The organism is Limosilactobacillus urinaemulieris, assembly GCF_932750685.1.
Taxonomy (GTDB): domain Bacteria; phylum Bacillota; class Bacilli; order Lactobacillales; family Lactobacillaceae; genus Limosilactobacillus; species Limosilactobacillus urinaemulieris.
The window spans coordinates 86066-105804 of sequence record NZ_CAKOBX010000001.1; the positions used below are offsets into that span (position 1 = coordinate 86066).

Genomic DNA, 19739 nt, shown 5'->3' on the forward strand with positions numbered 1-19739 from the left:
CTTGAGCTCCTTTTTTGAGATTTTTAGCAACGCTGCTGCATCGCATTATCCTTGATGTAAATGGTATTGTTGGAGGACAACCTCTAGTCCTTCTTCTTGAGAACGAACATAAAACTCGCTTTCGTCAGCGGTTAGCAAGGCTTTGAATCGATTGCCGTCCGCTAATACTTCACCAATCAGCCGCTTGCCAATGAAAACTTGCTGAACTGGTTGATGACGACGTTCAATATCCTTTACATTAACTTCAATTTTTTTATCTTTTTTTGCCACTTTTTCACCTTTATTATTTTATAACTCGATGGAAAGTAAATTTTGCTGGAACTGGATCGTAACCACCACGGGCAAAAGGCTGACACCGCAGTATCCGAACTATTCCAAGCAGTATTCCCTTTATTCCAAAGCGCTGAATTGCTTCTAACGTATACTGAGAACAAGAGGGATAGTACCGACAAGCTCTAAATGATCGCTTTGCCGATATGTTTCGTTGATACCACCGAATCAGTCGACACGCGAAATCACTCACTAGTCCTTACCTTTTTTGCTATTTTCGGTCTTTTGCATCCGTTCTAGCATTTCACCAGCACCTTTAGCAACATTATCAAGCGGATCCTGAGAAACAACAACAGGAACCTTTAACTGGTCGCTAAAGAGTTGATCAATTCCCTTAAGAAGTGAAGTTCCTCCAGTAAGCATAATTCCCCGATCAATAATATCGCTTGCTAACTCAGGCGGGATAGTTTCAAGAACACCAATCGTTGCCTTAACGATTTGATCGAGAGTACCGTGAATTGCCTCTTCAATTTCATTTTCATCAGTTGTGATTTGCTTTGGCATTCCAGTAGCAACATCACGACCACGAACATCCATCTTCTTAGGTTCATCAACTGGCAATGCAGTTCCGATCTCCATCTTAATTTGTTCAGCGGTATGTTCACCGATAATTAAGCCATGACGATCTTTGATATATGCAGTAATATCATTATTTAACTTATCACCAGCCATCCGAATTGATTGACTAGCAACAATATCACCTAGTGAAAGGATAGCAATATCACTAGTACCGCCACCCATATCAATAACCATGCTACCACGTGGCTTAAAGATATCGAGACCTGCACCGATCGCAGCAACCTTAGGCTCGTATTCAAGGTAAACCTTACCCCCGCCTGATTGCTCAGCTGCTTGAATAATCGCCTTTCGTTCAATTTCAGTAATATTAGTTGGGGCACAGATCATGATGTCTGGCTTTGACATAAAGCCCTTAACACTCAATTTGCCGATAAAGTATGAAAGCATTTCTTGAGTAACATCGAAGTCGGAAATAACACCATTCTTCAATGGACGAATAGCGCGAATATTACTTGGTGTCCGTCCCACCATTCGATATGCTTCTGAACCCACAGCTAATACTTTATTAGTTTGTGTATCAATTGCAACAACTGAAGGTTCATTCAAGACAATTCCTTTGCCCTGAACATAAATTAGAACGTTTGCGGTTCCTAAATCGATTCCGATATCCTTTGCCATTTATGTAATTTCTCCTTCCGGCCAATTCTTTATAATAACGTTGGTAATTATACCACATAATTGAAAAATACTAACCACGTTCAGGATGGTTAACCGCTTCAGTAGACGCTAACTCAATTTGGTCATCAATATTAACCCGATCAATCTGGGCACCAAGCCGCGCCAACTTTTGATGGAGGTGATAGTATCCACGGTCAAGATACTTTAAATTACGAACTTGAGTAATCCCTTGAGCAACCAATCCGGCAATGACCAAAGCTGCACCAGCACGCAAATCGGTAGCAGCAACTTCCGCCCCACTAAACTTTGCTGGCCCACTCAGTACAGCTGTTGAATTTTTAATTTGGTACTCTGCATTCATTCGTCGTAATTCTTCAAGGTGCATAAAGCGCTTTTCAAAGACAGTTTCATTCATCATGCTTGTACCATTTGCTAACAACTGTAAAACCGTCATTTGTGGTTGTAAATCAGTTGGAAAACCAGGATATGGTGCTGTTTGGACAGTGGATGGCAACAAAACTGATGTTCCTAATACCCGAATTCCATCATCCTGATCAATCACTGTAACACCCATATCCTGTAGCTTGGCAATTAACGGTTCATTATACTTGCTCTCAGCGTTTTCAATAACAACATCACCGTTAGTTGCGGCAGCAGCAATCATAAAGGTTCCTGCTTCGATTCGATCAGACATTACCCGGTAGTCACAGCCATGTAAGAAGTTAACTCCCTGGATACGGATGACGTCAGTTCCAGCCCCATGCACTCGTGCACCCATTTTATTTAAGGCGTTTGCTAGATCAACAATCTCTGGTTCACGTGCGCAGTTTTCGATTGTCGTAATTCCCTCAGCCAATGTTGCTGCCATCATAATATTCTGGGTAGCACCAACACTTGGAAAGTCTAAATAAATATTCGTACCAACCAATCGATCAGCACGTGCTTCAATGTAACCATCATGCTGTTCAATAACTGCGCCTAGCTGGCGAAGACCTTTAAGATGAAGGTCAATTGGCCGAGACCCGATTGCACAGCCACCTGGAAGAGCAATCTTAGCATAACCAGTTCTTGCCAATAATGGGCCCATGACTACCATCGAAGCACGCATTTTACTTACATACTGGAATGGCGCTTCCGATGAAATCTTTTGACTAGCATTCAAATCAATAACGTGATTCTCCTGATTAAATTGAACCCGAATATTTAAAAATTTTAATAATTCATTCATCATTAGGACATCTGATAATACCGGAACATTAGTTAAGTGGAGAGTTCCGGTAGAGGCAAGGATTCCTGCTGCCTGAAGCGGTAAAACAGCATTCTTTGCTCCCTCAACGGCAATGCGCCCAAATAAACGATGACCACCCTTAATAATTATCTTTTCCATAATTTAACTCCTTATTAAGTCAACGCAATAAACCGGGTAGTTGGCTAACTGCATTAATGAACCCGATGAAAAAACTGGCGCATAAGTAACCGATCGCTGTAGAAAATAAGACAATCGCTAACGGTAGTGTCTTCGGGGGATGACGAAAAAGACGTTCAAGTCGAAATCCCTGAATTGCGGTAAAGGTTAGCCAGATCATTCCGAGTTGGATAACTATTTCTACTAAAGCTTTAATTCCTGTTATCTGCACCTTTTCACCCTCTTTAAAACCAACTACAATTTTATCATACCAACTAATGAGTGATCAGTCATCATTAACAACCTTTAGACTAAGTTAATAATCAAAAAAGGACATTTAACGAGTCTTTTACTCATTAAATGTCCTTTTATATTGTTAAAAGTAAAGTTACTTTTGCTTAAACTTAGAAACCTTAAGACGGTTAACAGCACGCTTTAAATGAACCTCAGCACGAGCAAGGTCGTTTTGGCGGTGTGCTTCCTTCGCTTTCTTAATTGCTTCTTCAGCGCGTTGCTTAGCTTCTTCAGCACGAGCAACATCAATCTTTTCGGGCATTTCAGCACTATCTGCAGTAATTAAGGCAGTCTCACCATCAAATTGCATGATTCCACCGTTAACAGCAGCAATCTCATCAGTACCCTGATCATGTTTAATTCGTAACTCACTAATTGTTAATGATGCTAATACAGGTACGTGTTTAGCCATGATCCCCATTTGACCACCAGAAGTGTTCATAATAACCATCGTGGCATTATCATTATCATAAACCGTACCATCAGGAGTGATAATGGTGACTTTAAACTTAGTATCAGCCATAATTATCCCTCCTACTCTGCAGTTTCTTTAGCAGCATCAGCCTTCATTTTCTTAGCTTTTTCAACAGCATCATCGATTGTACCAACTAACCGGAATGCTTCTTCTGGCAAGTCATCATACTTTCCTTCAAGAATACCCTTAAATCCTTTAATAGTATCCTTCAATGGAACATACTTACCTGGCGTACCGGTAAACTGTTCGGCAACACTGAAACTTTGTGATAAGAAGTTTTGAATCCGCCGAGCACGAGCAACAATTACCTTTTCATCGTCAGACAATTCATCCATCCCTAAGATAGAAATAATATCTTGCAATTCATGGTAACGTTGCAAAACGTGTTGAACTTCAGTAGCAACTTCATAGTGTTCCTTACCTACAATTTCAGGAGTTAACGCTGTTGAAGTTGATGCTAATGGATCAACGGCAGGGTAAATACCAATTTGAGTCAACCGCCGCTCCAAGTTAGTGGTGGCATCCAAGTGAGCAAATGTTGTAGCTGGAGCAGGGTCGGTATAGTCATCGGCTGGAACATAAACGGCCTGGATCGAGGTAATTGAACCCTTCTTAGTAGAAGTAATCCGTTCCTGTAACTGACCCATTTCAGTAGCCAATGTTGGCTGATAACCAACGGCAGAAGGAATCCGGCCTAACAAGGCAGAAACTTCTGACCCAGCCTGGGTAAACCGGAAGATGTTATCAATGAATAGCAAAACATCTTGACCCTTTACATCACGAAAGTATTCCGCAATGGTAAGCCCGGTTAAGGCAACCCGCATCCGGGCACCAGGGGGTTCGTTCATCTGACCATAAACCATGGCAGTCTTTTCAAGAACTCCTGAAGCCTTCATTTCGTAGTACATATCGTTACCTTCACGGGTCCGTTCACCAACACCCGTAAAGACAGAAATACCATTATGCCCTTGTGCAATATTGTGGATCAATTCCTGAATCAAAACGGTCTTACCAACACCGGCACCACCGAATAACCCAATCTTACCACCACGAACATATGGGGCTAACAAGTCAATAACCTTAATCCCAGTTTCAAGGATTTCAGTATTGTTGTTTAATTCATCATACTTAGGTGCATCACGGTGAATAGGCATCCGCTTTGCATCTGGTCCAAACTTAGGGCCGTTATCAACTGGTTCACCCAAAACGTTGAAAACACGTCCCAGAGTATCGTCACCAACCGGCACACTAATAGGTGCTCCGGTATTTTCGACTTCCATTCCCCGTTGAAGACCATCGGTACCGTCCATGGCAATTGTCCGCACTACTCCATCACCCAATTCAAGGGCAACCTCAGTAGTTAAGATTTTGTCATCACTTTCCTTAATCTTTAACGCGTCATTAATCTCTGGTAGCTTTTCATCTAAGGGGAACTCAATATCAACAACTGGTCCGACAACTTGAACAACTTTACCAGAACTCATGTTGTTTCCTCCTCAGTTAAATTTTATTCTTGTGCTGTCATACCACCGGTAATTTCAGTAATTTCAGTGGTAATGGCAGCTTGACGAGCACGGTTATATTGCAACTCCAATGATGAAATGATGTCATCTGCATTATCAGTGGCAGACCGCATTGCGTTTGCACTTGATGAGTGTTCTGACGTCTTTGCATCAAGGATGGCTCCATACAATAAGCTTTCGGCATATTGTGAAACAAGTCCAGCAATAATTTCCGTATCCGAAGGTTCAAATTCATATTCAGCCGTAATCGGTGACTCATCTTGAGTGGATTCTGCGGATTTTTCCTCATCCTCCATCAATGATTCAGCCGTAATTGGTAATACATCATGAACCCGAACTCGGGACGTAATCCGATTAACGTAATGGCTGTATGCCAAGTACATTTCATCGAATACGGCATCGTCATACATCTGAACAGCAGTCTTTACAATTTGATGAACTTCACGGAATGTTGGTACATCGCTAATTCCTGAATACTCGTAGACGACGTTCATCCCACGTTTCTTAAAGAATTCAGTCCCGGTCTTACCAACAGTTAAGAATACTGTATTTTCTGCAGTTAAATTCTTGTCCTTCATTAACTGTAAAGTTTGCTTGATAATATTGTTATTATAACTACCAACCAAGCCACGATCAGATGTAATAACTAAAATTCCAGTCTTTTTAACTGGACGCTTCTCAAACAACGCAGCATAAGCGTCATGACTGGCGCTAGCTGCAGATGCGTTGTGAGATTTAACCAGATCGGACAACATCTTCTTAACCTTCTCAGCATATACTTCATATGACTGAGTATGGTGTTGAATTTGATTCAATTTTGCAGTTGAAACCATTTGCATGGCAGCAGTAATCTGGCGCGTGCTCTTTGTGGATTCAATCTTATGCTTAACAGCAGCAAGTGAAGCTGGCACTAAATCTCACCGTCCTTTCGACTAGTCATTATTAATTTTTTTGTGCGGCTTTTTTCTTGTCATCACTGGTTTGGAAAGATTTCGTGAACTCAGCAACAGCATTCATTAAGTCGTCACCTTCTGGTAACTTACCAGTTGACTTAATCGTGTCATAAAGGTCTTGGTGATTAGCATGCATAAATGAAGCAAGTTCGCTTTCATAACGTGGAACATCATCTACCGGAATTTTATCAACAAAACCGTTTGACAGAGCAAACAACGTTACAACTTGTTGTTCAACAGGCTGTGGTTGGTGCAATCCTTGCTTCAAAAGTTCCATAGTGTGCTTACCACGTGATAACTTGGCTTGAGTTGCTTCATCCAGATCAGAACCAAATTGAGCAAATGAAGCTAATTCATTATATGATGCAATATCCAAACGCAATGTCCCGGCAACTTTCTTCATTGCCTTAACCTGGGCATCACCACCAACACGAGAAACTGACGTACCAGCATCAATAGCTGGCCGTTGACCTGCATAGAATTCATCAGAGTTCAAGAAGATCTGTCCATCAGTAATTGAAATAACGTTGGTTGGAATGTAGGCAGAAACATCACCGGCTTGGGTTTGAATAATTGGTAATGCAGTCATTGACCCACCACCAAGGTCATCAGATAACCGTGCAGCACGTTCTAGTAACCGTGAGTGGGTATAGAAAATATCACCAGGATAAGCTTCACGACCAGGAGGCCGCCGAAGAATCAATGAAAGTTCACGGTATGCATCGGCCTGCTTTGAAAGGTCATCATAAACAATCAAAACATCTTTACCACCGTACATGAACTCTTCACCCATTGCGGCACCAGCATAAGGGGCAATGTAAAGCATTGGTGCAGGGTTAGAAGCACTAGCTGAAACAATAATTGTGTAGTCTAATGCTCCGTAACGCCGCAAGGTTTCAACGTTTGCCCGAACAGTTGATTCCTTTTGTCCAATGGCAACGTAAATACAAATTACGTCCTTGCCCTTTTGGTTAATGATGGTGTCCAATGCAATGGCAGTCTTACCGGTCTTCCGGTCACCAATGATCAACTCACGCTGACCACGGCCAATTGGTACTAAGGCATCAATAACCTTAATACCTGTTTGCAATGGTTCACTAACACTCTTCCGCTCCATAACACCTGGAGCTTTCTTTTCAATTGGACGTGTCTTGTCAGTCTTGATTTCACCAAGTCCATCAATTGGTCGACCTAATGAATCTACTACCCGTCCTAACAATGCTTCACCGACGGGAACTTCCATGATTCGACCCGTCCGCTTAACGGTATCACCTTCACGGATGCCAGAAAAGTCTCCCAAAATAACGATACCAACATCGTTACTTTCGAGGTTTTGTGCCATTCCGTAAACACCGTTACTAAATTCGAGCAACTCACCAGCCATGGCATTTTCCAAGCCGTCGGCACGAGCAACACCATCACCAACGTAGGTAACAGTACCCGTTTCCTCGACAGATACTTTGTCTTGGTAGTTGGCAAGTTGTTTCTTGATGAGTGAACTGATTTCCTCAGTTTTAATGCTCATAAAGGTCTCACCTCTTCGAAATAAGATAATTTATCTAACTAGTAAACGACGAATCTGCTTAATCTTTGAACTTAAGCTACCATCCAATGTCTTATTATTAAGATGAACGATAACTCCGCCCAAAATTTCGGGATCAACTTGTTCGTGAAGAACAACTTCCTTAGCGCCAAATCGTTGGGCCAGGTTAGCCTTAAGTTGATCACGTTGTTGTTTATCAAGTTGGATCGCTGTAACAACGTCGGCATGAACACGTTTCATCTTAGCGTCATACCGTCGCTCAAACTCATCAATGATTGCAACTAGATCGTTAATCCGGCCATAATCAAAAGTCATTTGAATTAAATTTGAAACTGGTTGAGAAAAACCTTTCTTCAAATCATCAATAAGGGACTTCTTTTCACTGAGTGATAATTGAACTCCTGATAAAACAGGAGCCAGTGCAGCGTTGTCCTCAAAGACTTGACGTAGAGCAGTCAATTCTTGATAAGTTTGATCGAGTGTATTGTCTTCATCGACCAACTCGAACAGTGCTTTCGCATAACGATTTGCAACTGTTTGCTTATCAAGACTCATGATCTACCAACCCTTCAATATACGAATCAATCAATTCTTTTTGGTCGTCCGCATTTAATTCTTTATGGATGAGTTTGGAAGCAATCTCAATAGATAAGTTTGCAACGTCATCCTTTGCACCATTCAACGCATCACGACGAGCCTGCTTAGCATCTTCTTGTGCGCGTTGCTTGAGTGCTTGAGCGTCATTTTGTGCAGCTTCAACAATTTGAGCACGTTGCGCTTCACCAGACTTTTTGGCATTGTCAACAATGTCAGCAGCTTCTTGGTGAGAGTTTTGTAACTCAGCTTGTCGTTTAGCAGCCATCTTTTCAGCGTTTTCACGTGATTTAGCAGCATTGTCAATATCACTAGCAATCTTATCTGCACGCTTTTTCATCATATCCGTAACTGGCTTCCAAGCAAAGTGCTTGATAAGTAACATCAGGATAATGAAGGTAACGATGTAGAATACCAAATCACCAACGTATAAGCTATTAGATTCAGCTAAAACACTGTTCACAAACATCTATTGACACCTCCTTGTTCTCTAAAATAAAAATTATTAATCAAAATAATTACTTGTTCATAACAAGGAAGCCGATAACAATAGCGATGATAGGCATGGCTTCGATCAAACCAACACCAATGAACATCGTTGCTTGTAATCTACTTTGTAATTCTGGTTGACGTGCGATACTGTCAACAGTATGTCCGATTAAGATACCATCACCAATACCACCACCGATAGCGGCACCCATAGCCGCGAGTCCTGCAGCAATTGCTCCTAATGCCATTTTAAAATTCCTCCTTAAGAGATAGATTATTATTCGGAAACCTTCCGAGAAATATAAACTGTCGTTAATGTTACAAAAACATATGCCTGAATTGAACCGATAAATACTGAGAATCCTTGCCAAAGCAACTCAAGTAAGAATCCTGGAATGATTGTTAAAGCACCATGTGAAAAGGCTACTCCAGCAACCAACTTTAATAGCAATTCACCAGCAAAAATGTTACCAAAGATCCGCAAACCCAAAGTTAAGAAGTTAGCCAATTCTTCAATGATATTGACTGGCAACATCAATGCAAATGGCTTTACATACCCCTTCAAGTAACCGCCAAGACCCTTATTCGCAATTCCTGCAAAGTGAGCCAATGTAATTACCATCAGTGAGAATGTTAAAGTAACAACTGGATCCGCCGTTGGACTTCTAAGAATTTCTTGGTTATTCCAACTAAGATTAAAAATCAAGCCAAACTGGTTGGCAAAGAAGATGAAAACAAAAAGAACAAAGGCCAAAAAACTGTAATGACCAGTCTCTTCATTTGGCATTTGACTACGAACAATTCCGTTCGTAAAGTCGATTAGCCATTCCAAAACATTCTGCGCACCCTTTGGCTTCATTTGAATCTTTCGGGACATGCCAAATAATACAAAGAATACGATTGCATAAATAACAAGACCTGAAATGATGTTAGTTGCATTAAACGTTAAGCCAAGAAACTTAAAAGTAAAAGCATCACCGCCCATTCATATTTCACCTCTTTCCTTAATAACAATAATTTGGCTGTAAATTGGATGAACGTCGTATACTAATACGAACTAGCCCAATATACGAGTATTAATATATCATCATTTGAAGCAACATTCAAAAAGATTTCTTGCTTTTTTAAGAAATAAACCGTTAACAAAGACTGTTCTAATTAGATTTTCTATTTAATAATTCATTTCCTCTCGTGATCCTTTAATCATCTTTTAATAAAAAAAGAAGCTTAACGTAAGCTTCTTTAACTGAATTATTTAACTTTGTTGACTTTTTCAGAAATTTCTTTTTCACTCCGCGCTTCTTGGGGAAGAATAAGGTTTAATGCAATTCCCAAAACAGCTGCAACTGCTAATCCAGAGAATTGGTACTGTCCTAATTTCAAGTAGGCATTTCCAATTCCAATTACCAAAATTGCTGAAGCGATCATTAAATTACGCTTCTTGTTAAAGTCAATTTGGTCTTCAATCATTACTCGTAAACCACTAGAGGCAATTACCCCAAAAAGAAGGAAGGAAATCCCACCAATAACTGGCATTGGGATCGTTTCAATTAAGGCACTTAGCTTTCCAATAAAACTGAAGAAGATTGCAAATGCTGCAGCCCCAGCAATAACATAGACAGATTGAACCTTAGTAATGGCAATAACACCAATGTTTTCACCGTAACTAGTAACTGGAGGACCACCAACAAATCCAGCAATAATTGATGCGGTACCATCCCCTGCTAAGGTATGGTTTAATCCTGGATCCTTAAAGAAATTCCGCTCGGTCAATTCGTTTAATACCATAATATGACCTAAGTGTTCAGTCATCGTTACAAAGGCGATTGGCGCCATACTTAAAATTGCTCCCCAATAAAATTGTGGATGGTAGTTAATGAACGGAATTTGGAACGCAGGCAGACTGAACCAGTGAGCTTTTTCTACCGGTGTAAAATCAACGATCCCAAATAAACAAGCAATAATGTAGCCAAAGACAATCCCCATCAAAATTGGGATCAATCCCATGAACCCCTTAAAGTACATATTAAAGGCAATTGTCAGTAGCATTGTAATCATTGCAACTGCAAAGAATTTAAGATCATACTTTCCCGTTACTGAATTAATGGTGGCATCCTTAGCCGCTGTACTAGCTAATGACAGCCCAATAACAACCACCACGGGGCCAACGATAATCGGCGGCAAGATCTTATCAATCCAATCCGAACCAATTAAACTAACAACTATTGAGACAATCAAGTAAACACACCCAACGGCAATTGTCCCTTGTGCAATCCCTGGATAACCAGTTGACTTCATTAATGCCATCATTGGGACAACAAACGAGAAACTGGAGCCCATATATGCTGGAATCTTATGTTTCGTAATTAAAAGGTACATTAACGTACCAACACCGGAACTAAAAAGTGCAATCCCTGGATTCAACCCAACAAGAATTGGTACCAGAACAGTAGAACCAAACATGGAAAACATGTGTTGGAGTGAAAGTCCAATCCATTGACCTGTTTTTGGCTTTTCATTAACGTCTAAAACGACATCATCACGATGAGCCATGAATATTTCCCTCCCCTAAAAAATAAAGCAGCTTTGAGTGAGGCCTCAAAGCTGCTTTAGTAAATATTCTCCTACAACCATGTAGTGTCATTTCACCGCACCTTTGAGGCCTCACGGGACCTCTTTTAAAGGTTTTAATTTCAAAAAGTATCTTACTTCGTTTCTGCCGGTTTGTCAATGACCCGATTTCGCCGTTTAACCATCACTAACGAAGTAATCGGAACAGTTAGGAGGACCCCAAGAAACGAAATCAAAATTTCAATTAGCTCGGCAACAAAGATCTTATTGTTAAAAATCATTCCAAACGAATAATGTAACCCCGCAAACCAAATAAAGAGAGAAAGGAATCCACCGAAGAAGCCGAAAAATAGAGTATTCAGAGTAGTTCCGATAATTTGACGGCCAATTCCCATTCCCCCCTCAATTAAGCGGGAATTACTAATTTGCGGATGAGTTTCCAGAATTTCCGTTAGCCCTGCGGAAATCGCCATCGCTGCTTCGGCAATAGCTCCTAATGTACTAATAACAATTGCGGTAACTGAAACCTTTAAATAACTAATTCCAATTAAGATTGACATTCCCTCAAGGTCATCACTATCCTCAGTGCCAAATCCTTGAACCATTGCCCAATGGCTGACAAACAAAATAAGTAGAATTAGAATTGCTAAAACAATCAATGAAGCATAAAAAGCTGTCACCGTTGTTCGCAAATCATCCTCCCCCATAAAAATCGTGATTGCTAAAATAGTAATTCCCGTAGTCGCAGTAACAAACATTGGCGGAACATGAAATTCAATCAAGACAATGGCAAAAAACAAAAAGCCAAAATTCAATAATAGACTAAGGAAGGAACGCCATCCCTGCTTACCGCCGACGAGAACCATCAAACACAGTAATACTATCCCTAATGCATAAATCGCACTCATTATCTGTTCCTCCTTCCTAGTAGGATGGCACCAAGGATACTAACTACCGGAACTGCTAACACAATTCCAATTCCGCTAATTAAGCTTTGTACCATCCCTAAGCTCATGTTCATGCTGAACGTATACCCCCATGAGTTACCATTTTTTAGGTAAAGTAAGCTATTCGTAAAGGTATCTGCCATAAAGATCAGAAAGAGGACATTTACTAACGGTCCCATGATCGATTTACCGACACTCCTTCCAGACATAAACAGTTGCATTCGTGTGACGGTTGGATCAATCCGTTTCAATTCAAATAATGTGGCTACAATGTCACTCGATTCATCCATAACTGCACCTAATGATCCCAGTAAAATTTCAGCAATGAATAACGGTCGCGGTACTTGAGTCACATATTGCATAGATTCATAGTAGACTCCTCGATTATGAGTAAGGTGAAGAACCAGGACCCCAATTAAGATTGCCACTGCTGTTCCGATAATCGTTGCACCTAGTGTGGCTAGCATTTTTTTAGTCGGCCCAAGAACAAGTAAAAGACTAATAAAGGTAAAAATTAAAGCTAACGTTGAAAAAATCAATAGAACATGATTCCCCTGGTTATGAAGGTCTAGTGAAACTGCAAGCAAGAATAAAATAGTATTAATTACTACACTAATAAGCGCAAACGTCCCTGCTCTCCCCATTGTTAGCAGTAAAACTGTAATAACAAGCCAGCTTAAAAAGACAACCACTGTGTCCCGTTTTGGCCCTGCTGGATTAGCTGATAATTTCCCGTGGTTTGTTTTTAATTGAGAAAGAAATAACTGATCACCAACCTTATACTGCTGATCCATTGGTTGCGAATCACTAAATGTGTTTTGAACCTTAACTTTATTCCCACGTCTTTTTCCGTTCATCAGGATTGTTATAAGCTCCTGATTAGTCTGGTGATCAACGTTTTTAAACTGGTCTTCAGTTCGTTGAGGCTTTTCATTAGTTACTTGCACAACCTGAGCAATTGGTTGCCGATAAAGGCGCTGGTTATGAGTAACAAAAAGCATTGCTGCAAGACCACAAATAATCATCCCAATTAATAAGAATGTTCTCTGGCGTGACCACTGAATTGTCACGATTTTCACTTCCCTTTTTTACAATCACCCAATATTTTACTATTCATTTAAAACAAAAAAAGAGCTGACAAAAATCTTATCTTTATCATAAGCTCTTCACTATTATTTACCTATTTATTTTTTAACCATTCTTCGACTAAATCATGAACTTGATTAGCGGTTTCACACTTTGTCACTGCATCATGGTATAGCTTTTGGCATTCATTAATGTCAAGATTCCTCATCATTGAACGAGTGCGTAAGATCGATGTTGCACTCATCGAATACTCGTCTAATCCCATTCCCATTAAAAGTGGCAAGGCGAGACGATCACCGGCCATTTCACCACACATCGCCACCGTTGTATTATGCTGGTGACCTGATTTGATAATGTGATCAATTAGTTTTAAAAACGGTGGGTTCAGTGGCTGATAAAGGTAGGAAACCGCTGCATTCCCCCGATCGGCCGCAAAACAGTATTGAATCAAATCATTGGTTCCAATGCTAAAGAAGTCAACCTCCTTGGCTAATCGCTCTGCATATAGTGCAGCCAATGGGACCTCGATCATAATTCCTAATTTAATATTTGCCCCAACATGCGGATAATCTTGACGCAACTTTTCTCGCTCTTCATAGTAAATCTTTTTGGCTGCCCGAAGCTCTTCTAAAGTCGTAATCATTGGAAACATAATATTAATTTGACCAAACTGTGAAGCCCGAATTAGTGCCCGTAATTGTGTACGAAACATTGATGGGCGATCCAGCGAAATCCGAATTGCACGATAACCTAAAAACGGATTCAGTTCATGGGGGAGTGGCATGAAGGTTAATGGTTTATCGCCACCAATATCAAGCGTCCGCACCACAAGTGTCTTGCCAGCCAAACTTTCAACAGCATCCTTATATGCCTGAAACTGCTCATCCTCTGTTGGCAAGTGTTCACTTTTCATGTAAAGGAATTCAGTCCGGAAAAGGCCAACTTCATCTGCTCCGTTACTAACCGCTGCCGGGATGTCATTAGACGAACCAATATTAGCAGAAATTGTTAACTGCTGACCATCCTTAGTAACTGAAGGGCTATTAACCAACTTTGCCCAGCGAAGTTTTTCTGCTGCATACTGACTTGCTAACCGTTGATAATGTTCTACCTGTTGGGCAGTGGGTTCAACAATTGCCGTTCCTGAAAAGCCATCAACAATTATCCGCTCGCCATTTTTTACCTGGTGAGCAATTTTTTTACACCCCACAATTGCCGGAATTTGCAATGAACGAGCCATTATCGCAGCATGACTGGTTCGACCGCCAACCTCAGTAACAATTCCTTTAACATACTTTGCATTCATTTGGGAAGTATCCGAGGGCCCAATCATGTGGGCAACCACGATTACCGGATGATCAAGCGTTTGCAGGTTAGGCAGTTGTTTTCCTTCAAGCTTTGCCAATACCTGATCCCGAATGCTAGCAAAGTCCGTTGCCCGTTCCTGCATGTACTTGTTTCCCGTCATTGATTCAAACTCATGAATAACCCGAGTAATCACTTCTTCAAAAGCCGTTTCCGCGTTAATCCGCTGACTTCGAATCCGAGTAACAACCTGATTAAACATTTCTGGATCATCTAAGATTTCAATATGAACATCAAAGATCGCAAGCTCATCTTTTGATAACTTTTTAGTAGCTGCTTTTTTTAGTGCCCTAAGATCATTACTAATCGCCAGTAAGGCATTTTTAAAGCGCTGAATTTCCACAAACGGATCACTAATCCGTCGTTTTTCAAAACTCAGATCTGGTTTATCTACGATGTATGCTGGTGCAATTCCGATACCATTACTAGCCGCTGTCCCTGTCATTTTTAAAGTCATTTCTATCTGCTTACCCTCTTTAAAGAAACCGGTTTACACCTATTATAGGAGAATCTTTTCTTAATGACCAGTTCAATGAATACACATTTAACTTTGAAGAAACAAAAAGAGACCCAGAAAAAGCTATCTTGCTTTTTCTCGATCTTTTTCTATAATTTGGTATTTTTTACTTTGTACCAAAGAGACGGTCACCAGCATCACCTAATCCCGGAACAATGTAACCGTCCTTATTTAAGTGATCATCAAGTCCAGCAGCGTAGATATCTACGTCTGGGTAAGCTTCACGAACAGCTTTAACCCCTTCTGGAGCAGCAACTAAACATGCAAACTTCATGTTCTTTTCAGAACAGCCGCGCTTCTTCAACGCTTCAATCGCCATCATTGCTGAACCACCTGTTGCTAACATTGGATCAACAATAAATAATTGCCGTTCAGTAATGTCATTTGGTAACTTTACAAAGTATTCATGTGGCTTTAGTGTTTCTTCGTCACGGTACATTCCGATAAAACCAATCTTAGCAGCTGGAATCAAATCAGTCATTCCGTCAACCATTCCTAAACCAGCACGAAGGATTGGAATAATTGCTACTTTCTTCCCTGCTAATTCCTTCTTAGTTGTCTTAGCGATTGGCGTTTCAACTTCAACATCCTTTAATGGCATATCACGAGCAACTTCATATGCCATCAATGTCGAAATTTCCTTTACCGTTTCGCGGAAAAACTTTGTCCCAACGTTCTTATCCCGAATCATTGTCAATTTGTGTTGAATCAATGGGTGATCCATCACTTCAAATTTACCCATGCCTAATACACTCCTTTGAATTTCTTCCCTATTTTACCAAAAAAAATGCCTATTTGATAAACAAATAGGTATTTTTTTTATTTTGTTGCAAAATGTTCGCCGCCAGCTGACTTATTTAACCGGTTCATGTATGCCCGACCAAGATCTTTTGCCGGGAATGCTTGGGTAACAATTGCCTTAACATTCGGTTGATCATCAAACTGACGTAGGCCATCAAATAGGCGAGCACTCGCATCAGCAACATTCTTTCCCAATGAAAATTGAATTGCATTCATCGGTAAGGTTGCCTGTTGCAAAATTTTTTCTTCTGCCATCATCCCAACATCAAACGGTTGTTGCTTAATCCAATCAACAACTTGTTTCCAGTCGGTTCCCTCATCAACAATGTAAACCTGAGCGTTAGGAGCGTAGTGCTTATACTTCATTCCCGGCGCCTTAGGGGTTTCGTTTTTACCAACATGGTGGTGATTCAAATCAATTAAACCAATTACTTCTTCGATCTGATGCTTTGTTACCGCTCCAGGACGTAAAATAACGGGCTGTTCAGTTGACATGTCAAGAACCGTTGACTCAACCCCCACCCGAGTAGGACCATTATCAATTATCCCCGCAATTTTTCCGTGAAGGTCATGATAAACGTGCTGGGCAGTTGTTGGACTAGGCTTCCCAGAGGTATTAGCTGACGGACCAACAATCGGTACTCCAGCTTCCTTAATTAACTCAAGGGTTGGTTGACAATCTGGAAAACGGAAAGCTACCGTTGAAAGACCACCAGTAACGGTTTTTGAGAGAACCCCCTTCTTAATATTTAGGATAATTGTAAGCGAACCCGGCCAAAATTCCTTCATCAATTTTCGGGCATTATCCGGAATCTCACTTGCATATTTTTCTACCATTTCAATTGAGGCAACGTGGACAATTAGCGGATTGTCGCTTGGTCGTCCCTTTGCCAAATAAACATTTTTTACTGCCGCTTCGTTAGTTGCATCTGCGCCTAGTCCATAAACAGTTTCAGTAGGAAATGCAACTAATTTACCGTCTTGAATGGCTTTAGCTGCCTGATTAATTTCATCTAAATGAAAAATCCTCGTATCCATTCTTTCTAGTTTCCTCCTACGTTTGAAAAATCCCATACGTGTATCATCCTCATCTTCCCAGCAACATCATGCCGTGGTTCAATCCGGGCAGTACTATCTACCCGATGCAATAATTCTTGAATTGCTTGTTCCTGATCAAAACCGGTTTCACCAAATAGCTGCCCTTGCAAAGTCAAATGACTAGCAATCGTTGCAAACAAACGATGATAAAATCCTAACCCGTTTTCATCAGCAAAGAGTGCTAATTCAGGTTCATACTTCAAAACTGACCTATCCATCAACGCAGTAGCATCATGAGAAATATATGGCGGATTAGTAACAATCAAATCATACTTTTCATTAATCAGGTTAGTAAAAAGGTCACTTTGCACCAGCTTTAAATTAAGCTTAAACCGTTGCATATTTTTTTGTGCAACCATCAAAGCCGCAGATGAGACATCACTTAATGTAACATCCCATTGCGGGCGCTCTAAAGCTAAGGTAATTCCGATTATCCCGCTTCCAGTTCCTAAATCAAGAACTTTTAACGGGGCAGAAGAAGTTGCTTTCAAAACCCAGTCAACTAGTTCTGCAGTCTCTGCTTCTGGAATTAGGACATCATGGTTAACCATGAATGTTCTTCCGTAAAACGGGGCACTCCCAATAATATACTGGGCGGGCTCATCATTCAGCAAACGGTTAACTGCCTCTTGAAACCATTGCCATTCATCATTTGGCATCAATTCACGATTATGAACCAGCAGGTGAGTATCATCCCAACCATGGCGCTCTTTTAAAAGAAATTGAGGCGAGCCGGGATCAATATTTTGTCCACTTAATTGTTCCTTTGCCCAGCGTTGTGCAGCAAAATAAGTTTGATTATTCATTCCGTAGTTGTTCCAACTTCTTGGTTTGGTCAGCAACAATTAATGCCTCAATAATCTCGTCAAGATCACCCGACATAATTTTATCAAGCTTATTCAGAGTCAAACCGATTCGGTGATCCGTAACCCGATTTTGAGGATAATTATACGTCCGAATCCGTTCAGAACGATCACCCGTTCCAATTGCATCTTTTCGCTTGGCATCATATGCGCTTTGCTCTTTTTGTTGATAGTAGTCGTAAACCCGGGATTTTAGAATCCGCATCGCCTTAGCGCGGTTTTGTTGCTGTGACCGTTCATCCTGCATGGCAACAACAATTCCCGTTGGCAAGTGAGTCATCCGCACTGCTGAGGAAGTCTTGTTAACGTGCTGACCACCGGCACCACTAGAACGATAAACATCAACCCGAATATCTTTTGGATCAATGTCAACGTCAACGTCTTCTGCTTCTGGCATTACCCCAACAGTAGCGGTAGAAGTATGTACCCGTCCAGCAGACTCGGTAACTGGCACCCGTTGAACCCGATGAGCCCCGTTTTCAAATTTTAGTTTTGAGTAAACCTTATCACCAGTAATCATCAAAGCAATTTCCTTAAAGCCACCGACTTCCGTTTCACTCTTATCAACGACTTCAACCTTCCATCCCTGGTTTTCAGCGTAGTGAAGGTACATGTTGTAAAGGTCAGCCGCAAATAGGCTCGCTTCATCCCCACCAGCAGCACCACGGATTTCCATAATAATGTTCTTATCATCATTGGGATCCTTTGGAATCAAGAGAATTTCCAACTCTTTTTCTAATTTAGCTTGCTGATCCTTAGCACTACTTAACTCATCTTTCGTTAATTCAGTTAGATCAGGATCATCACTCTCCCGTAACAATTCCTCATCATCACTAATTGTCTGCGTCACCTTTTTATACTCATTATACTTTTCAACAGTTTCCCGGAGACTCCCCTCTTCTTTAGAAAGTTTCATAAACCGTTGTGAATCAGCAATCACTTCAGGATCACTAATCAGCTCATTTAATTCGTCATATCGGTCAGCTACAGCTTGCAGCTTATCGAAAATTTCAGCCATTTCCATAGGTTACTTTTCTCCTTTTTCCTGTATTTTTGGATGGAAATAATGGTAACGACAAACTGGATAATACGACTCATTACCACCAATTTGAACCTGCTCACCTTCATAAACTGGTTGTCCATTATGAACCCGTAAATTCATCGTTGCCTTTTTCCCGCAGAACCAACAAATTGTCTTCATTTCTTCAATTTTGTCGGCGTAAATTAGTAAGTACTTTGACCCCTCGAACAATTCATTTTTAAAGTCATTCTTTAAGCCAAACGTCATTACCGGAATGTGAAGCTCGTCAACAATCTTGATCAGCTGAAGAACATGTCTCTTCTTTAAGAATTGGGCCTCATCAATTAAAACGCAATAAATTTTTTCGTTCATTCGACGAACATAGTCATAAATATCCGTGTCCGCCATTACAGGTTGAACCTTCCGTGAAAGACCAATTCGACTTGCAATTACACCTCTTCCAGAACGGTCATCAACTCCGCTGGTTAGTAAGACTACCCTTTTACCTTGTTCCTCATAGTTATGAGCAACCTTCAGAATATCAATAGACTTTCCGGAATTCATTGCGCCATACTTAAAAAATAGTTGCGCCACAATTCGCACTCCTTTTATACACATAGATAAATCTATTATATCTGAAAGCATTTTTCATTTAAATACTTAGCTA

The 19739-nt window shown here is 40.7% G+C and carries 22 protein-coding genes; all 22 read right to left on the bottom strand.

Annotated features, from left to right (window positions below):
- Positions 1–45 precede the first annotated feature (45 nt).
- The 22 genes from MR181_RS00420 to MR181_RS00525 all read right to left on the bottom strand — a co-directional run bounded on the left by MR181_RS00420 (position 46) and on the right by MR181_RS00525 (position 19666).
- Positions 46–270: a DUF2969 domain-containing protein gene (locus MR181_RS00420; RefSeq protein ID WP_003717674.1), complete on the bottom strand. Its 225-nt coding sequence runs from the start codon at positions 268–270 to the stop codon at positions 46–48.
- Positions 271–283: 13 nt separating this feature from the next.
- Positions 284–523: a membrane protein insertion efficiency factor YidD gene (gene yidD, locus MR181_RS00425; RefSeq protein WP_191911755.1), complete on the bottom strand. Its 240-nt coding sequence runs from the start codon at positions 521–523 to the stop codon at positions 284–286.
- Entirely contained in the window at positions 523–1527 is a 1005-nt protein-coding gene (gene mreB / locus MR181_RS00430; RefSeq protein ID WP_191911756.1) for a rod shape-determining protein, read from the bottom strand. Before mreB ends, yidD begins: the two co-directional genes overlap by 1 nt.
- A gap of 70 nt (positions 1528–1597) precedes the next feature.
- Entirely contained in the window at positions 1598–2914 is a 1317-nt protein-coding gene (gene murA / locus MR181_RS00435; RefSeq protein ID WP_242333637.1) for a UDP-N-acetylglucosamine 1-carboxyvinyltransferase, read from the bottom strand.
- A gap of 19 nt (positions 2915–2933) precedes the next feature.
- A complete protein-coding gene (locus MR181_RS00440; protein ID WP_191911758.1) occupies positions 2934–3164 on the bottom strand; it encodes a DUF1146 domain-containing protein in 231 nt (76 codons plus the stop codon).
- A gap of 156 nt (positions 3165–3320) precedes the next feature.
- Complete coding sequence (locus MR181_RS00445; protein ID WP_191911881.1) at positions 3321–3749, bottom strand: F0F1 ATP synthase subunit epsilon; 429 nt, start codon at positions 3747–3749, stop codon at positions 3321–3323.
- Between the two features lie 11 nt (positions 3750–3760).
- Positions 3761–5185, bottom strand: a complete 1425-nt coding sequence (atpD, locus tag MR181_RS00450; protein ID WP_242333640.1) for a F0F1 ATP synthase subunit beta — start codon at positions 5183–5185, stop codon at positions 3761–3763.
- Positions 5186–5208: 23 nt separating this feature from the next.
- Positions 5209–6135: a F0F1 ATP synthase subunit gamma gene (locus MR181_RS00455; RefSeq protein ID WP_191911883.1), complete on the bottom strand. Its 927-nt coding sequence runs from the start codon at positions 6133–6135 to the stop codon at positions 5209–5211.
- A 31-nt stretch (positions 6136–6166) separates the two neighbouring features.
- Positions 6167–7702, bottom strand: a complete 1536-nt coding sequence (gene atpA, locus MR181_RS00460; RefSeq protein WP_242333643.1) for a F0F1 ATP synthase subunit alpha — start codon at positions 7700–7702, stop codon at positions 6167–6169.
- A 30-nt stretch (positions 7703–7732) separates the two neighbouring features.
- Entirely contained in the window at positions 7733–8275 is a 543-nt protein-coding gene (gene atpH, locus MR181_RS00465; RefSeq protein ID WP_191911885.1) for an ATP synthase F1 subunit delta, read from the bottom strand.
- On the bottom strand, positions 8265–8783 hold the full coding sequence (atpF, locus tag MR181_RS00470) for a F0F1 ATP synthase subunit B (protein ID WP_242333646.1): 519 nt from the start codon (positions 8781–8783) through the stop codon (positions 8265–8267). The genes atpH and atpF overlap by 11 nt, the downstream gene beginning before the upstream one ends.
- A 49-nt stretch (positions 8784–8832) precedes the next feature.
- Positions 8833–9051, bottom strand: a complete 219-nt coding sequence (gene atpE / locus MR181_RS00475; RefSeq protein WP_003666561.1) for a F0F1 ATP synthase subunit C — start codon at positions 9049–9051, stop codon at positions 8833–8835.
- A gap of 29 nt (positions 9052–9080) precedes the next feature.
- On the bottom strand, positions 9081–9788 hold the full coding sequence (gene atpB / locus MR181_RS00480; RefSeq protein WP_102168060.1) for a F0F1 ATP synthase subunit A: 708 nt from the start codon (positions 9786–9788) through the stop codon (positions 9081–9083).
- Between the two features lie 266 nt (positions 9789–10054).
- On the bottom strand, positions 10055–11356 hold the full coding sequence (locus tag MR181_RS00485) for a solute carrier family 23 protein (protein WP_242333649.1): 1302 nt from the start codon (positions 11354–11356) through the stop codon (positions 10055–10057).
- 152 nt (positions 11357–11508) lie between these two features.
- Positions 11509–12282: a YibE/F family protein gene (locus tag MR181_RS00490; RefSeq protein WP_191911887.1), complete on the bottom strand. Its 774-nt coding sequence runs from the start codon at positions 12280–12282 to the stop codon at positions 11509–11511.
- Positions 12282–13394 carry a YibE/F family protein gene (locus MR181_RS00495; protein WP_242333974.1) on the bottom strand — a complete coding sequence of 371 codons (1113 nt, stop codon included), beginning with the start codon at positions 13392–13394 and terminating at the stop codon, positions 12282–12284. The genes MR181_RS00490 and MR181_RS00495 overlap by 1 nt, the downstream gene beginning before the upstream one ends.
- Positions 13395–13501: 107 nt before the next feature.
- Entirely contained in the window at positions 13502–15229 is a 1728-nt protein-coding gene (gene ptsP, locus MR181_RS00500) for a phosphoenolpyruvate--protein phosphotransferase (protein WP_242333652.1), read from the bottom strand.
- A gap of 166 nt (positions 15230–15395) precedes the next feature.
- A complete protein-coding gene (gene upp / locus MR181_RS00505) occupies positions 15396–16031 on the bottom strand; it encodes a uracil phosphoribosyltransferase (protein ID WP_102168056.1) in 636 nt (211 codons plus the stop codon).
- Between the two features lie 77 nt (positions 16032–16108).
- Positions 16109–17128, bottom strand: a complete 1020-nt coding sequence (locus MR181_RS00510) for an L-threonylcarbamoyladenylate synthase (RefSeq protein ID WP_242333655.1) — start codon at positions 17126–17128, stop codon at positions 16109–16111.
- A 5-nt stretch (positions 17129–17133) separates the two neighbouring features.
- On the bottom strand, positions 17134–17994 hold the full coding sequence (gene prmC, locus MR181_RS00515; RefSeq protein ID WP_242333658.1) for a peptide chain release factor N(5)-glutamine methyltransferase: 861 nt from the start codon (positions 17992–17994) through the stop codon (positions 17134–17136).
- Positions 17987–19069 (bottom strand): peptide chain release factor 1, encoded by a 1083-nt coding sequence (prfA, locus tag MR181_RS00520; protein ID WP_178696161.1) that lies wholly within the window; start codon positions 19067–19069, stop codon positions 17987–17989. The genes prmC and prfA overlap by 8 nt, the downstream gene beginning before the upstream one ends.
- A gap of 9 nt (positions 19070–19078) precedes the next feature.
- On the bottom strand, positions 19079–19666 hold the full coding sequence (locus tag MR181_RS00525; RefSeq protein ID WP_191911891.1) for a thymidine kinase: 588 nt from the start codon (positions 19664–19666) through the stop codon (positions 19079–19081).
- Positions 19667–19739 lie beyond the last annotated feature (73 nt).

Bases quoted from the DNA above. Each gene is read 5' to 3' on its own strand.
- ptsP (WP_242333652.1), bottom strand. From the start codon at position 15,229: ATGACTTTAAAAATGACAGGGACAGCGGCTAGTAATGGTATCGGAATT.
- prfA (WP_178696161.1), bottom strand. From the start codon at position 19,069: ATGGCTGAAATTTTCGATAAGCTGCAAGCTGTAGCTGACCGATATGAC.
- MR181_RS00485 (WP_242333649.1), bottom strand. From the start codon at position 11,356: ATGGCTCATCGTGATGATGTCGTTTTAGACGTTAATGAAAAGCCAAAA.
- atpA (WP_242333643.1), bottom strand. From the start codon at position 7,702: ATGAGCATTAAAACTGAGGAAATCAGTTCACTCATCAAGAAACAACTT.
- MR181_RS00510 (WP_242333655.1), bottom strand. From the start codon at position 17,128: ATGGATACGAGGATTTTTCATTTAGATGAAATTAATCAGGCAGCTAAA.
- murA (WP_242333637.1), bottom strand. From the start codon at position 2,914: ATGGAAAAGATAATTATTAAGGGTGGTCATCGTTTATTTGGGCGCATT.
- upp (WP_102168056.1), bottom strand. From the start codon at position 16,031: ATGGGTAAATTTGAAGTGATGGATCACCCATTGATTCAACACAAATTG.
- atpB (WP_102168060.1), bottom strand. From the start codon at position 9,788: ATGGGCGGTGATGCTTTTACTTTTAAGTTTCTTGGCTTAACGTTTAAT.
- atpE (WP_003666561.1), bottom strand. From the start codon at position 9,051: ATGGCATTAGGAGCAATTGCTGCAGGACTCGCGGCTATGGGTGCCGCT.
- mreB (WP_191911756.1), bottom strand. From the start codon at position 1,527: ATGGCAAAGGATATCGGAATCGATTTAGGAACCGCAAACGTTCTAATT.
- atpF (WP_242333646.1), bottom strand. From the start codon at position 8,783: ATGTTTGTGAACAGTGTTTTAGCTGAATCTAATAGCTTATACGTTGGT.
- MR181_RS00490 (WP_191911887.1), bottom strand. From the start codon at position 12,282: ATGAGTGCGATTTATGCATTAGGGATAGTATTACTGTGTTTGATGGTT.
- atpH (WP_191911885.1), bottom strand. From the start codon at position 8,275: ATGAGTCTTGATAAGCAAACAGTTGCAAATCGTTATGCGAAAGCACTG.
- atpD (WP_242333640.1), bottom strand. From the start codon at position 5,185: ATGAGTTCTGGTAAAGTTGTTCAAGTTGTCGGACCAGTTGTTGATATT.
- prmC (WP_242333658.1), bottom strand. From the start codon at position 17,994: ATGAATAATCAAACTTATTTTGCTGCACAACGCTGGGCAAAGGAACAA.
- MR181_RS00445 (WP_191911881.1), bottom strand. From the start codon at position 3,749: ATGGCTGATACTAAGTTTAAAGTCACCATTATCACTCCTGATGGTACG.